The organism is Bradyrhizobium sp. UFLA05-153, assembly GCF_054185185.1.
Genome location: NZ_JBBIAM010000020.1, coordinates 1 through 12944, shown reverse-complemented (window position 1 = coordinate 12944; position 12944 = coordinate 1). Strand labels below are relative to the sequence as shown.

Annotated in this window: 11 protein-coding genes and 1 tRNA gene; 5 read left to right on the top strand and 7 right to left on the bottom strand. The window is 64.9% G+C overall.

What is annotated here, in order from left to right; translation table 11 throughout:
* Positions 1 to 969: 969 nt before the first annotated feature.
* On the bottom strand, positions 970 to 1788 hold the full coding sequence (locus Q2941_RS14380; protein ID WP_458192860.1) for an outer membrane protein: 819 nt from the start codon (positions 1786 to 1788) through the stop codon (positions 970 to 972).
* A 172-nt stretch (positions 1789 to 1960) separates the two neighbouring features.
* Here Q2941_RS14380 and Q2941_RS14375 point away from each other — a divergent pair, with 172 nt between their 5' ends.
* Positions 1961 to 2311: an addiction module antidote protein gene (locus tag Q2941_RS14375; protein ID WP_084801465.1), complete on the top strand. Its 351-nt coding sequence runs from the start codon at positions 1961 to 1963 to the stop codon at positions 2309 to 2311.
* Positions 2312 to 2834: 523 nt separating this feature from the next.
* Here Q2941_RS14375 and Q2941_RS14370 read toward each other — a convergent pair.
* From Q2941_RS14370 to Q2941_RS14355, 4 genes are all read right to left on the bottom strand, one after another.
* Positions 2835 to 2910 (bottom strand) — tRNA-Thr (locus Q2941_RS14370).
* A gap of 104 nt (positions 2911 to 3014) precedes the next feature.
* Positions 3015 to 4868, bottom strand: a complete 1854-nt coding sequence (locus tag Q2941_RS14365) for a heme biosynthesis protein HemY (protein ID WP_458192859.1) — start codon at positions 4866 to 4868, stop codon at positions 3015 to 3017.
* Between the two features lie 21 nt (positions 4869 to 4889).
* Positions 4890 to 6128: a COG4223 family protein gene (locus Q2941_RS14360; RefSeq protein ID WP_458192858.1), complete on the bottom strand. Its 1239-nt coding sequence runs from the start codon at positions 6126 to 6128 to the stop codon at positions 4890 to 4892.
* A 73-nt stretch (positions 6129 to 6201) separates the two neighbouring features.
* On the bottom strand, positions 6202 to 6948 hold the full coding sequence (locus Q2941_RS14355; RefSeq protein ID WP_027523431.1) for a uroporphyrinogen-III synthase: 747 nt from the start codon (positions 6946 to 6948) through the stop codon (positions 6202 to 6204).
* 146 nt (positions 6949 to 7094) lie between these two features.
* On the opposite strand from Q2941_RS14355, the gene tsaD reads away from it, so the two are divergent.
* Genes tsaD through Q2941_RS14340 form a run of 3 tightly spaced genes read left to right on the top strand, consistent with a single transcriptional unit; the run spans position 7095 to position 9567 of the window.
* Positions 7095 to 8168 (top strand): tRNA (adenosine(37)-N6)-threonylcarbamoyltransferase complex transferase subunit TsaD, encoded by a 1074-nt coding sequence (gene tsaD / locus Q2941_RS14350; RefSeq protein ID WP_458192857.1) that lies wholly within the window; start codon positions 7095 to 7097, stop codon positions 8166 to 8168.
* 2 nt (positions 8169 to 8170) lie between these two features.
* Positions 8171 to 9151 carry an NAD(P)H-dependent glycerol-3-phosphate dehydrogenase gene (locus Q2941_RS14345; protein WP_458192856.1) on the top strand — a complete coding sequence of 327 codons (981 nt, stop codon included), beginning with the start codon at positions 8171 to 8173 and terminating at the stop codon, positions 9149 to 9151.
* 2 nt (positions 9152 to 9153) lie between these two features.
* Positions 9154 to 9567 (top strand): EVE domain-containing protein, encoded by a 414-nt coding sequence (locus Q2941_RS14340; RefSeq protein WP_458192855.1) that lies wholly within the window; start codon positions 9154 to 9156, stop codon positions 9565 to 9567.
* Between the two features lie 71 nt (positions 9568 to 9638).
* Here the strand turns inward: Q2941_RS14340 and Q2941_RS14335 are convergent, their stop codons facing one another.
* On the bottom strand, positions 9639 to 10721 hold the full coding sequence (locus Q2941_RS14335) for an adenylate/guanylate cyclase domain-containing protein (protein WP_254109615.1): 1083 nt from the start codon (positions 10719 to 10721) through the stop codon (positions 9639 to 9641).
* Positions 10722 to 10835: 114 nt separating this feature from the next.
* On the opposite strand from Q2941_RS14335, the gene Q2941_RS14330 reads away from it, so the two are divergent.
* A complete protein-coding gene (locus Q2941_RS14330) occupies positions 10836 to 11294 on the top strand; it encodes an SRPBCC family protein (RefSeq protein ID WP_027523426.1) in 459 nt (152 codons plus the stop codon).
* A 6-nt stretch (positions 11295 to 11300) separates the two neighbouring features.
* Here Q2941_RS14330 and Q2941_RS14325 read toward each other — a convergent pair whose 3' ends face one another.
* On the bottom strand, positions 11301 to 12470 hold the full coding sequence (locus tag Q2941_RS14325) for a DNA topoisomerase IB (protein WP_027523425.1): 1170 nt from the start codon (positions 12468 to 12470) through the stop codon (positions 11301 to 11303).
* Positions 12471 to 12944: the final 474 nt, after the last annotated feature.

Genomic DNA, 12944 nt, shown 5'->3' with positions numbered 1-12944 from the left:
AGAGTCAGCCTGGCACCGACCGATCGACGTCAACAATTCAATCTACCGCCGATGCTCAGGCCTTGCCGCCGACCGCAACGGACGCGCCGACCCGCGACGAAGCGGCTGCGGTCTCTGAACCCGCCGGTCAGAGGCAGACGGAAAATAGTGAGGTGCCATCTGAAACCCTGTTTAGGCAATTCCAAGCTTGGATGGCCGAGCAAGATGCGCAGGCACAGGTCGGGCCAGTACAGCCCGTTCAAGATGCGCCGGCACGGGTTGCGGAAAATGCCCGAGCACCGCTTCGGTCCATGCAAAGGCACCAACACGTCAGGCCCGTCCATCATGCCCGGGCAGAGATACAGCCCGTGCAAAATCCGCAAAAAAAGATCCGGCGGGAGCAAACTGCACGGGTACAGGTCCCACCCGCACAAGACGCCCGAGCACAGGACCAGTCTGCGCAAAATGCCCAGGCACCGTCGTTCCTACCAATCTTCGGTTGGCGCAATTAGACCAAGCAGGAAGTGCCTTTGCCCAGGCCTGCAGCACGGCGCGCTTAAGGCGATGGGCCAGAACCCAGACGGCAACCAGCGGCCTCCGCAGGGGCTCCTAAGGGCGTTGGTACTTCGGTGCCCCTGCCCCCAATATTTTCCGAAAGTGGACACCGCCCTGTGAAGTCCGGCACAGGCTTTGGCTTTAGTCTAGCCCAAACTTTTTGAAGCCAGGGGTGGGGGCGCGCCTGGAAATGGTACCATGCCCCCAAGGGGGCCCCAAGGCTGGCCCTGATGTCGTTGACGATGGCCCCCCAGGTCCGCTGCGAATTCAGTCATACCGGGCGCCAGCATCTCATCCTTCTGGAAGGTGCGGTCGGTGCGGTAGTAGCTTGTAATGGATTCGTCGCTGTTGCCCGCAAGCTCAGTCGCGAAAAGCCTCAAATAAAAAAGCCCCGGCGCGATGCCGGGGCTTTCAGGACGTTCAAGTCGGGAGAGATCAGTACCTCGGAATGACCGGGCCGCCCCAGTTGAAGCGATAGACCAGCGAGGTCATGACGGTCTGAGTGATGAGCCTGTCGCTGCTGAAGAAATTGGTGGACAGGCCAGTCGCGATAACATTCTCGAAGCGATCGGTCCGGTTATACTCGGAGACGCGATACTCGGTCTTCCAGGTGAGGTTCGGAATCCAACCGCTCTGATACTCGACACCGCCGCCAAGGAACCAACCCTGGACCGTGCGGCCCGGAATCACGGTACCAAGGAAGGTGTTGTTTATTGGGGTGAAGAAGTTACCAGTGCCAGTCAGATGGGCTTCAGTGTAGCCGCCGGAGAAGTAGGTGAGGGTGTTCGGATTCACGAGCCAGCCGATGCGGCCGCCTACAGCCCACTGAGAGTTCACCTTCTCCTGCGCGGAAAAGAAGGGGGAAAGGATACTGGGGCGATCACCCCTCATGTCGGACCAATAGTAATCAGCCAGGACGCCGATCACGAACTGACCCGTGCCGAAGAACCCGCCTCCCCCGCCGAGCCCGAACTGATAGTCGCAGCCGCCGCCGCCGCCGGCCAGCCAGCCCTTCCCGGCCACGTTCACGTTCGCGCCAGCAACAAAGTCCGTACCGGTGACGGGGTCCCTGAAGCGGCTATTCGTTTCGTTGTCGTAGAGGCCGTAACCAACACTGCCGGCGATGTAGCAGCCGGTCCAGTTGGCAACCGGAGCAGGAGGCGGAGGCGGAGGCGCCTTGACGGCCATATCAGCAGCAAATGCCTGCCCCGTGAGCGCCGCTGTCGCGGCCAGTGCGAGCACCAATTTCCTCATGGTAATCCCCAATAGTTCGCGTCAAGGTTGATCACGGTGGAGGGCGTTCCGCACCGATCCCCAAATTTCAGTTCGGCAGCTATACGCATTTAGTGCGGCAACTATACCAATTTCTCGATATAAGGCTGTCGCTCGGAGGCCACAGTCACCCTTAATCAACGGGGGGCAGCCCATGTCGGATCGGAAAGCAGACGCCAAACTTTTCAGAGATAATCCGGAGGCAATCGCGGCCTATCTATCTGACGCATTTGAAGAAAATGACATCGATGTTATCTTGATGGCAATGAATCGGGTAATGCGGGCTCAGAACGTACAAGCTTTGGCACGGGAGTCCGGGCTGCGTCGCGACAAGCTTTACGTGACATTTAGCGGAGAGACAGAGCCTTTCCTTTACCGGGTCATGGCTCTCCTTAACGCCCTCGGCGTGGGCCTCACCGTAAAGGCGAGACCACCTCGCCCGATACCGCCTCGACCGAAACTGGGGCGTCCTCGAAAACGCTCCGCGGGCGCGCCGGTTGATTAGATTTGGCAACTTCGCAATCAGCTAAGACGGCCCATTCTTAAGCCGGTCCTCCACCCGACACTCCGGTGCGGGGCCGAATTTGGTAGCGACCGGGGCGGACTTCGATGAATGCACCCTCCTGCTGTAACCGCGGCGGCGGCGGCCACCTTTAAGTCGAGCAGTTTGAAATTGGGTTGGTCAGGGCATAGGCGCAGGGGCCCGGCTGGCAATATGGGACCCGCAGATTTCTCGTCGTATCCCATTGACGAAATCACATGATGACTATTGGCGCGCCTTCACGGCAGGCAGGCACGCGAGGCAAAAAGTCCGTAGCTCAGTGCTTGGGTATTTTCAAAATGTTGGCATTGAAAATGTTGGCATTGAGAGAATCGCCAACGTACCGATGCCAACAAAACTGCCAACGGTTGTTCCGGCTGTCAAAGAACGCCGACGCACTGCCAAGAACAAGATTATCAAAAATAGTAATCGCTTCAGCGCTTTAAGCGCTAAAAACGACAGGCGGCGACCGCTGGTGAAGGAGAAGTGGTGCCGCAAGAGGGACTCGAACCCCCGACCCCGTCATTACGAATGACGTGCTCTACCAACTGAGCTATTGCGGCGGACCCTTGACGGCCCTTGGGGGCCTATCGGCCCCCGGACGCGCGCGCTCCTGATATCGGGCGTGGCCCGAATTGGCAAGGACAAGCCGGGCCCAACTTGCCGATCAGCGTCCCCAGCGGGACCAGAAACCCCGCCAGCCGCCGGCCTGGGCCTTCGGCGTGCCGATTTGTTCCGTAAATTCATCGCTCGGCCCCTCGTCATCGATTCCGGGGTCATCTGGCGCACGGACGATCGGGATAACGGCAGGAATTGGCGAAAACGCCGGCTTGCCGAGGTCGGTACGGGCGCGGAACACGGGCGTGGCCGCAATGGGGGCCGATTCGGCGGGCTCGGGCGCCGGTTTGGCCAGCTCATTGGCCGCCGTGACCGGCACGGGCGCTTCGGACACCTTCACGTCGATTGTCTTGGCGTCGTTCTTGGCTTCGTTCTTGGCTTCCGGCGTCTTGACCTCCGAAGGCTTGGTCTCGGCAGGCTTGGTTTCCAAAGACTTGGTTTCCAAGGGCTTGGCTTCCAAAGGTTTGGGCGCGGGCGGCAGATTGTCCTGCGCGGCCGGCGCAGGCGCTGGCTGGACCGGTTCCAGCGCCTCGCTGCTGACGATGATCCGCTTCGGCGGCGGGGCAGCCAGCATGGCCTCCTCGAACGGGGAGGCCTCGATCGTCGTGCCCTTGTCCGAGGGCAGGCTCGCAACGGGCGCCTGCCATTGGAAGGCGTCGAGCCGGCCGGTGACCGGCGAAACCGGACGCCAGCGGTTGCTGACATAGCCATCGGCCGTCCAGGCCGGGTCGTGACGGGCGCGCACGGCGCGCAAGGTCCAGGCCCGCGCACGGCCGCTGTCGCCATGGTCGGCGCGCTCGATCTCCGCCATCAGGAGCGCAACCCGCTGGGTCGGATCGTTGATGAGCGGCGCCAGCGCCTCGCGGGCGCGGACGAATTCGGATGCGTCGATCGCGGCGCGCGCGAGCGCGAGCTGGCCCTCGACATGACCGGGCGTCTTGGCCGCCAGCGTCTCGATCCGCTGCAAGCGCTGGCGCGCGGAATCGCCGAGCTTCACATGCGCATAGGCATCGGCGAGATCGGGATGCGGATGCGAAAGCCAGGCGGCTTCCACGAGCTTCATGGCGCGGCGCACCTGATGCGCCTCGCTCTCGAATTTCGCTGCGAGCGCGGCGGCCGGCACCAGGGTCGGCGCGAGCTTCACCGCCTCCATCACGCTCTCGCGCGCGACGTCGCGGTCCATGGTCTCGAGCTCCAGCGCGCGCGCCGTGAGCAGCACGCCGCGCTGCCGTCGCCATGCCTTCTTGTCGATCAGGCCGGCCGAGAGATTTGAATCGAGGATCGCGAGCGCGCCGCTCCAGTCGCTGCGCGCGCAGCGGAAACCGAGCACCGCCTGCGAGGCCCAGGTCGAGGACGGCGACAGCTTGATGGCCTCCTCGGCGATCATCACCGCGGAAACTGCATCATCGGCGCGCTGTGCCTCGATGAAAAGGCCGCGCAGGCCGAGGAGCCGCGTATCGGGACGCTCGGCCATGGCGCGGAAGGCACGCTGCGCCTCGTCGCGATTGCCGTCGAGCTGCGCCGACTGCGCGTGCAGGAGCAGCGCCAGCGGATCGTCCGGCGCATGCCGCCGCGCCGCATCCGCGTGGCGGCGCGCGAGCGCGGTGTCGCCGTGGCCGATCGCCAGCAGGCCATGGGTGATGGCGTGGCGGCCGCGCGCATGGCGCTTGTCGTGACGACGGCGACGCATCCGCGCCGGCGTTCGCCAGATCCCGCTCAAAATGCTCCAGGCGAATATTGCCGCCACCGCAACAAGGCCGAGCCCGAACGCGAACACCGGCACTGTCGTCGTGGCGCGTAAGTTGCCCCAGGTCAGGATGACATCGCCGGTCTGATCGGCAACCCAGGCCCCGCCGGCCGCGGCAAGTGCGATGAGGATGAGGAACGATACGACGCGAAGCATGGTGATCCCTTCAGGCGCAGTCTATTGCGCGGGTTTGGCGAGATCCGCCATGGCATCGTCGGCGAATTTGCGGGACGCCGCGAGCGCGGCATCGCGCGCATCGGTCTTGTCGAGCCAGGCCTTTGCGGCTTCGCGATCGGCTTCCGGCAAGGTCTTCAGCTCGCGCCGCGCCGTGTCGAAATCGTTGCGCAGCGCCGCCGCGGTCACCCGCGCGACGATCGCGCCGCGATCATTCCCGACGCCGTCGGTGCGCTCGATGCGGACCAGCTTTGATGCCCCCGCCTGAAGGCGATCGACGATGCCGCCGCTGCTGGCCGGCGCTTCCGCCGGTGGCGACAACTTTGGCACGATGTTGAGGAGCTCGCGGCTCAGCAGCACGGGAGACGGAATGCCGACGGATGCGAACGTCTCGAGCGGCTTCATCGCCTGCGGATCAGGCGCGAAGGATTTCGCTGCCGCAAGCTGCGCTGCATAGCCATCGCCGTGACGGACCGCGACGTCGAGCAGTGCCGCCGCAACGACGCGACGCAGCGCCTTGTCGTCGGTGGACTTTGCATCGGCGATCTTCTCGCCCTGCTGTGCGCGCTCGGCACGCTCGGCCTTGATGGTGCGCTCGAGCTGCGCGATGCGATCGGTGATATCAGACAGATCCGGCGCGGCAGCCGCGTCGCGCGGCGCGGACTTCACGTCGTTCAGTGCACTGCCGAGCTTGTCCGATTGCGTGCGCAGGCTCGCGATGTCGCTGCGCAAGGCGGTGACCGATTTGTCCAGCGCGTCAAGCCGCGCCGCTGCGGCCGGGTCTGCGGCAGGTGCCACTGATTTGTTGACCTTGGTCTCGACAGTGGCGAGGCGCCCGCTCAATGCATCGACCGTCGCGGTCGCGACCTGCGGCGCCGCCGATGGCGCCTGCACTTGGGGCCAGCCCAACATCCAGCCGACCGCGATCACCAGCGCGGCTGCAACCGCGCCCGACAGCGGCGCAATGACCCAGGGGGACACCGGCTTGGACGTCGGAGGCACCGCGGCCTGGGCCTCGGCGCGTTCCGGCTCGCCTTCTGGCTTGGCGGCTTCGGGCTCGGCTGCCTCGGCCGCGACCGATTCGGCTTTGGCTGCATCGGCCTCGGCCGGCTCCGGCTCATCGGCCGGCTGCTGCGGCTGGGTGGATACCTCGGTCGCCTCGAGATCGATGGTGGGCGGAGTGCGCTTGGCACGACCGGACTCGGGGGCCAATCCTGCGTCTTCAGGCTTGTCTTCGGCCATCGTGACGTTTCCTCACACTTGCAAGCGACGTACTCGGACCGGACCCCAAAGTTGAAGGATTCGGCCCGTTCTCTTACGCCAAACGGGTGCGCAAAGCACGCGCCAAGGTCTCAAATAAGGCATTCTCGTCCGGCGCGGCCGCGACCGCAACCTGCGTCGCGCCGGCCTCGCGGAGCACGCCGGCGATGCTCTCCGACAGGCAGCACTGCGGAATCGACAGCGCGGAGATCTCGACGCCCTCGTCGCGCGCCGCATCCAGGAAGGCGCGCGCGCTGCGCCGCGAATAATGCAGGACGGCCCGGATGCCATGGGCGACAAAACCTTCGCAGACCTCGCGCGGCAGATGCTTGACCGGCACCATGCGATAGATGGTTTGCGCGACCACGTTGAATCCTTCCGCACCCAGCTCGGCCGAGAGATCGCGCGACAGATCCGCGCCCGCGAGATAAAGCAGCGTGCTCTTTTTCTTCACGACCTTGTCGCGCGCGCCTTGCAGCACCTTGTCTCGAAGGGCCGCCCCGTCCCCGCCGGCGACGATCACCTTTTCAAAGCCGGCCTCGCGGGCAGCTGCGGCCGTGTGCTCGCCGACCGCGAACAGCGGCAGCTTCGATAGACAAAGCTCCGGCAATTGCGGCGCGATGGCGCGGATTGCATTGGCGGACGTGACGATGATGCCGCTATAGCTTGCCTCGCTTTCGTCGTGAAACGCGACCGGCTCGAACTTGAGCGCCGGCGCGAGCAGCACCACATGACCCTGAGCACGCAGGCTTGCCGCGGTGGCCTCATTGTCGGGATGCGGCCGTGTGACAAGAATGGCCATGATCTCTATTCTCCGGCGCACCGCGACCTGGTGTTCCGGAAGTTGCAAGGCGCGATTGCCTTTGGCGACCCCGGAATGCTACCGGACGTACCAGAACTCTGCTTTGCGGAAGAGCGCAAGGGCGCAAATTGGATAACAATTCGCCAATGCTGGTATTGGGCATCGAAACCACCTGCGACGAAACCGCCGCAGCCGTGATCGCGCGCGCAGGTGATGGCGACGGCAAGATTCTCTCCAACATCGTGCGCTCGCAGGTCGAGGAACACGCCCGCTTCGGCGGCGTGGTGCCGGAGATCGCCGCGCGCGCCCATGTCGATCTGCTCGACGGTATTATTGACCGCGCCATGACAGAAGCCGGCATTGGCTTCGCCGAATTGTCGGGGGTCGCCGCCGCGGCCGGTCCGGGACTGATCGGCGGCGTCATCGTCGGACTCACCACGGCAAAGGCGATCGCGATGGTGCACGACACCCCGCTCGTCGCGGTGAACCATCTCGAGGCGCATGCGCTGACGCCGCGGCTGACCGATCACCTCGAATTCCCCTATTGCCTGTTCCTGGCTTCGGGCGGCCACACCCAGATCGTCGCCGTGGTCGGCGTCGGACAATATATTCGGCTCGGCACCACCGTCGATGATGCGATCGGCGAAGCCTTCGACAAGGTCGCCAAGATGCTCGGGCTGCCTTATCCCGGCGGTCCGCAGGTCGAGCGCGCCGCGGCAGACGGCGATGCGGCGCGATTTGCGTTTCCGCGGCCGATGCAGGGACGCCCGGACGCTAATTTTTCGCTGTCGGGACTAAAGACGGCGGTGCGCAACGAAGCGAGCCGGATCATTCCGCTCGAGCCACAGGACATCAGCGATCTCTGCGCGAGTTTTCAGGCCGCGGTGCTGGATTCGACCGCAGACCGCCTGAGCATGGGCTTAAAGCTGTTCCGCGAGCAGTTCGGTCCGCCGCAGGCACTCGTCGCGGCCGGCGGCGTCGCCGCCAATCAGGCGATTCGCGGCGCATTGCAGGACGTTGCTGAAGCGGCCGGGACGCGGCTGATCATGCCGCCGCCCGCGCTCTGCACCGACAACGGCGCGATGATCGCCTGGGCTGGCGCGGAGCGTCTCGCGCTCGGCCTCACCGACACGATGGATGCCCAGCCCCGCGCGCGCTGGCTGCTCGATGCCAACGCGACGGCGCCCAAAGGCTACGCCAACACGCGCGCAGGATTTTAACGATGACATCCCTCCAGTCCGTTGCGGTGATCGGCGCGGGCGCCTGGGGAACGGCGCTGGCGACGGTCGCTGCACGGGCGGGAAGAACGGTGACGCTGTGCGCTCGTAATTCCGAGCACGCAGGCCGGATTGCATCGTCGCGCGAAAATCCGCGGCTTCCTGGCGTGAAATTAGCTCCCGACATCGTGGTGACGAGCGAGCTGGCACTCGCGGCGCGTGCAGACATCCTGCTGATCGTGACGCCCGCACAGCATCTGCGCGGCGCGGTCAACACGCTGGCACCGCATCTGACAAAACCAACTCCGGTCATTGCCTGCGCCAAGGGCATCGAGCACGGCACCCATAAATTCATGACTGACGTGATCGCGGAAGCCGCGCCGCTCGCGCTGCCTGCGATTCTGTCGGGACCGAGCTTCGCCGACGACGTCGCGCGCGGCTTGCCGACGGCGGTGACGCTGGCCGCGACAGACGATCAGCTCGCAAGCGCACTGGTGCAGGCGCTGGGCTCGCCGACATTCCGCCCCTATCACTCGACCGATGTGCGCGGCGTCGAGATCGGCGGCGCCGCCAAGAACGTGCTGGCGATCGCGGTCGGCATCGCGGTCGGGCGCAGGCTCGGCGCTTCCGCGCAGGCCGCATTGACCACGCGCGGCTTTGCCGAGCTCGCCCGCTTCGGCCGTGCGCTCGGCGCGCGTAGCGAGACGCTTGCAGGCCTGTCCGGCCTCGGCGACCTGATCCTGAGCTGTTCAAGCCCGCAGTCGCGCAATTTCGCGCTCGGGCTCGCACTCGGGCGCGGCGAGACGCCGCCGGCCGGCAAGCTCGCCGAAGGCGAGTTCACCGCACCCGTGCTGATCGAACTCGCGTCTTCGCAAAACATCGAGATGCCGGTATCAGAAGCGGTGGCGGCGATCCTGAGCGGCAAGAGCACGATCGACGCCGCGATCTCAGGGCTTTTGACGCGCCCCTTCAAGGCAGAGGAATGAACATGGCGTACTGGCTGGTGAAATCCGAACCGTCCGTCTGGTCCTGGGACCAGCAGGTCGCCAAGGGCGCCAAGGGCGAGGCCTGGACCGGCGTGCGCAACTTCACCGCGCGGCAGAATCTCGTGAACATGAAGAAGGGCGACAAGGCGTTCTTCTATCATTCCAACGAGGGCAAGGAGATCGTCGGCATCGCTGAAGTCATCAAGGAGGCCTATCCCGATCCGACCGACAAGACCGGCAAGTTCGTCTGCGTCGACATCAAGGCCGACAAGCCATTGAAAACGCCGGTGACGATGGTCGCGGTCAAGGCCGACAAGAAGCTCGCCGACATGGCGCTGGTGAAATATTCGCGCCTCTCGGTGCAGGCGGTGACCGCGGACGAATGGAAACTCGTCTGCAAGATGGGCGGGTTGTAGTTGCTGCCGTAGCTCGAGTTGCAGGGTGGGCAAAGCGAAGCGTGCCCACCTCTCCTTTCGCCTTACGGCAATCAACTTTCCGGCAGTGCGAACACTTCGCATGGCGCGGCGATGCCGCGCAGCCGATGCATCCCGAGCGAAAGCAATGGCGTGTCGGTCTCGGCGGCCAGCGCACCCGACACCAGAACTGTCTTGCCGAGCGGCTTACACAATCCCTCGAGCCGGCTCACCAGGTTGACGGCCGAACCGATCGCGGTGAAATCCAGCCGATTGGCGGCGCCGATATTGCCCCACAGCATCTCGCCGAGATGAAGCGCGGCGCCGAACGACAGCGACGGCAATCCCTGACGGCGCCGTTCGTCATCCAGATGAACCATGCCGGCGCGTGCCGCGGTCGCCGCGCGCAAGGCGGCGTCGCAGGCACGACGCGGCGAACCATCAACCACTGGGAAGATCGCCAGCACGCCATCGCCGATGAATTTCAGCACCTCGCCGCCAAAGGCGTGCACCGCGCCCGCGATGCGATCGAACCAGGCATCGAGCGCCGAGATGACCGCGGCCGGCGGATTGCCTTCGGACAGCGCCGTGAAGTCGCGCAGATCCGCATAGAGCAGTGCAGCCTGGATGGTTTCACCGAGATCGCGGCGCAGCGGCGCGGCCAGCACGCGCTCGGCGCTGCGCCGGCCGAGATAGGCTTCGAGCGCGGCCGCCAGCGTGGCCCGTACGGCGAGCACGGCGAGCGGCGCGGCAGCAAAGCGCGCGGCTTGCTGGAGATCGTCGATCTCGCGCGGCGTGAACGGGCGCGGCCCGATCCAGCCGAGCAACGGCCCTTCCTGGCGCCGTCCGATCACGTCTTCGTGGACGATGCCGGCAGCGAGTCCGCTCAGCCAGCGCCGGCCGGCATCGTTGCGTGGTGCAAGTGCGGCAGCCCCCGGTGCAAAGCCGAGGGCTTCGACGACCTCGCCGCTCTCGGCGCGCCACAGCCAGGTTCGCTGTGCGATCAAGGGATGCGGGACGTCCAGGGTCAGGCTGCCCGCGATGAGCGGCAATCCATCCGCAACCAGATGCGCGCCGAGATTCGCGAGCAACCGGTCGGCGCCCGTGGTCTCGGCGGCGGCATCGACGAGCCAGGCGAGCGTCGAGGATAACTGCATGACGCGATCATGCGGTCTGCGCGCCATTTTTGTCACGGCCTATCGTCGATGGCGGGCCTTGAAGAGGCGCTGTAGTGGCGCCATCTGCCTAGTTCAACCTGGGAACCGACGCCGATGACTGAGCCATTCATAGTCCGCCGCGAGACCCATATCCCGGCCCCGCGCGCCACTGTCTTCGCTTATCTCGCCGACCCCGACAAAATCGTGAACTGGATGGGCTCGGAGGCGACGTTCGAGACGCAGCCTGGCGGGCTTTACCTGCTCAAGGGTATTGGTCAGCGCGGCGGCGTCGCCCGCGGCGCGTTTCGCGAGGTCGTGCCGGTGCACCGGCTCGCCTACACGTTCGGTTGGGAGGGCGGCCAGGAAGTGCCGCCCGGCTCGAGCCTGATCGAAATCGATCTGATCGAACGCGATGGCGGCACGCTGTTGCGCATGACGCACAGCGGCCTGCCGACCGCAGAACAATGCGAAGCCCACAGCAAGGGCTGGGCCCATTATCTGGGCCGGTTGAGCCTCGTGGCCGGGGGCCGTGATCCCGGACCCGATGTGATGAAGCCTCAGGGCAAGATGTAGCGGGCCTTACACCGCGGCCGTCGCCACCACCTGCGCCAAAAGCTGCTCGCGCCTGGCCTGCGAGCGTTGCCCCTTCATCGTCGCAGCAAAACGCTCGAGGATGCCGTCTTCGAACGCGGTGACGATGGTGTCGTGGACGTAGCTCCTGCGGCAGATCGCCGGCGTGTTGGAGAGCTTGTCGGCAGCGGCGCGGATCGCGTCCAGCACCTGTCGCTTGCGGCCGCGCTGGCTGGTCGCCGGCGTGATCCGCGACAGCGATTCCACGACGACGGCCGAGGCCATCAGCGTGCGAAAATCCTTCAGCGAAATTTTGATGCCGGCGATCTCGCGCAGGAACGCGTTTACCTGCGTGGTGTTCACCGAACGCACCGTGCCGGAGGCATCGCGATACTGGAACATGCGCTTGCCTGGAACACCCTGCAGAATGCCAATGGCGCGAACCAGCTTGGCCGCATCGCATTCCTTCCGCACCGCCTTGCCGCCCTTGGCCTTGAAGGTCAGCACGAAGCAGTCGTCTTCCAGCGTGACGTTGGACTTCAGCAGCGTGGTGGCGCCGCGGGTGCCGTTGAGGCGGGCGTAGGATTCATTGCCGGGACGGATCGCGGTACGGGCGATCAGCTCGATCACCGCCGAGAGCGCGAACTCGCGCGTCGGCTCCTCGCCCGACAGGAACGCCGAGACCTTGCGCCGGATCTTCGGCAGCGCGCCGACGAGCTTTTCCAGGCGATGCGCCTTGCGCTGCTCGCGGACCTTTTCCCAGTCGGCGTGATAGCGATATTGCAACCGCCCGGCGGCATCGCGACCCACCGCCTGGAGATGCGAGCTCGGATCGGCCGAGTAGCGCACCTCGCGATAGGCCGGCGGCACCGCCATGGCGTGCAGCCGGCGGATGGTGCGGGCGTCGCGGATATGGGCGCCGTTGGGACGGACGAAGGAATAGCCCTTGCCGCGCTTGATGCGGCGGATGGTCAGCTCGTTCTGGTCGCCAAGCCGCAGGCCCAATTCCCGAGCCAGCGCCTCGACCGAGGTCGCGGGGGCCGTATCGTAGGTCTTTTTCGGGGTGGGACGCCTGAAACCGGTCGGTTTCGGCCATTGTCCGAGTGCTTTGGCGAGCGCAATAGCGGCGGGATCGGCTGAAGCGGGCCGCATCGTCCCGAAATTCTGCTGATCCATCATAGTGTTACGCCTTAGCTCCGCCTGTTGTCGGACAATGCTGTTGTTTTGATTTTTGTTCCGTTGGGTCTCGCTGGACCCCCGGTCAGGCCATTTAGGAGGTTCCGAACGGCATTGCGAGTCCCGAATCAGTGACGAACGGTTGCCAGATACCTCTTTCCGGTGCATGGAGGGTCTGCGTTGCCGCTTCCGCAAGGTTCGGTAAAGAGCGGAATAGCCCTCGCGCCGGTTGTTTTCAGACTTGCGACAGGCACCCTCACTGACCTTGATCTTTCGCATGGCCGGATGCCCGCCGAAGGTCCAGCTTGTCCTCCTTGTCGGGCGCCGTTAGCCCGACGCATAATCATTCAAATGATGTAGGCGTGGCGTTGAGCTTGCCGCTTGTGGAGGAAAACATGTCCGAGAAGATCTACGACGTGCCGGCAGAGTGGGCGAAGCGCGCCTGGGTCGACCAGGCCAAGTACAAGGACATGTACG

Coding starts and splice junctions, on each gene's coding strand:
- Q2941_RS14330 (WP_027523426.1), top strand. CDS start 10,836: ATGACTGAGCCATTCATAGTCCGCCGCGAGACCCATATCCCGGCCCCG.
- Q2941_RS14340 (WP_458192855.1), top strand. CDS start 9,154: ATGGCGTACTGGCTGGTGAAATCCGAACCGTCCGTCTGGTCCTGGGAC.
- Q2941_RS14365 (WP_458192859.1), bottom strand. CDS start 4,868: ATGCTTCGCGTCGTATCGTTCCTCATCCTCATCGCACTTGCCGCGGCC.
- Q2941_RS14360 (WP_458192858.1), bottom strand. CDS start 6,128: ATGGCCGAAGACAAGCCTGAAGACGCAGGATTGGCCCCCGAGTCCGGT.
- Q2941_RS14325 (WP_027523425.1), bottom strand. CDS start 12,470: ATGATGGATCAGCAGAATTTCGGGACGATGCGGCCCGCTTCAGCCGAT.
- Q2941_RS14380 (WP_458192860.1), bottom strand. CDS start 1,788: ATGAGGAAATTGGTGCTCGCACTGGCCGCGACAGCGGCGCTCACGGGG.
- tsaD (WP_458192857.1), top strand. CDS start 7,095: ATGCTGGTATTGGGCATCGAAACCACCTGCGACGAAACCGCCGCAGCC.
- Q2941_RS14335 (WP_254109615.1), bottom strand. CDS start 10,721: ATGCAGTTATCCTCGACGCTCGCCTGGCTCGTCGATGCCGCCGCCGAG.
- Q2941_RS14355 (WP_027523431.1), bottom strand. CDS start 6,948: ATGGCCATTCTTGTCACACGGCCGCATCCCGACAATGAGGCCACCGCG.
- Q2941_RS14375 (WP_084801465.1), top strand. CDS start 1,961: ATGTCGGATCGGAAAGCAGACGCCAAACTTTTCAGAGATAATCCGGAG.
- Q2941_RS14345 (WP_458192856.1), top strand. CDS start 8,171: ATGACATCCCTCCAGTCCGTTGCGGTGATCGGCGCGGGCGCCTGGGGA.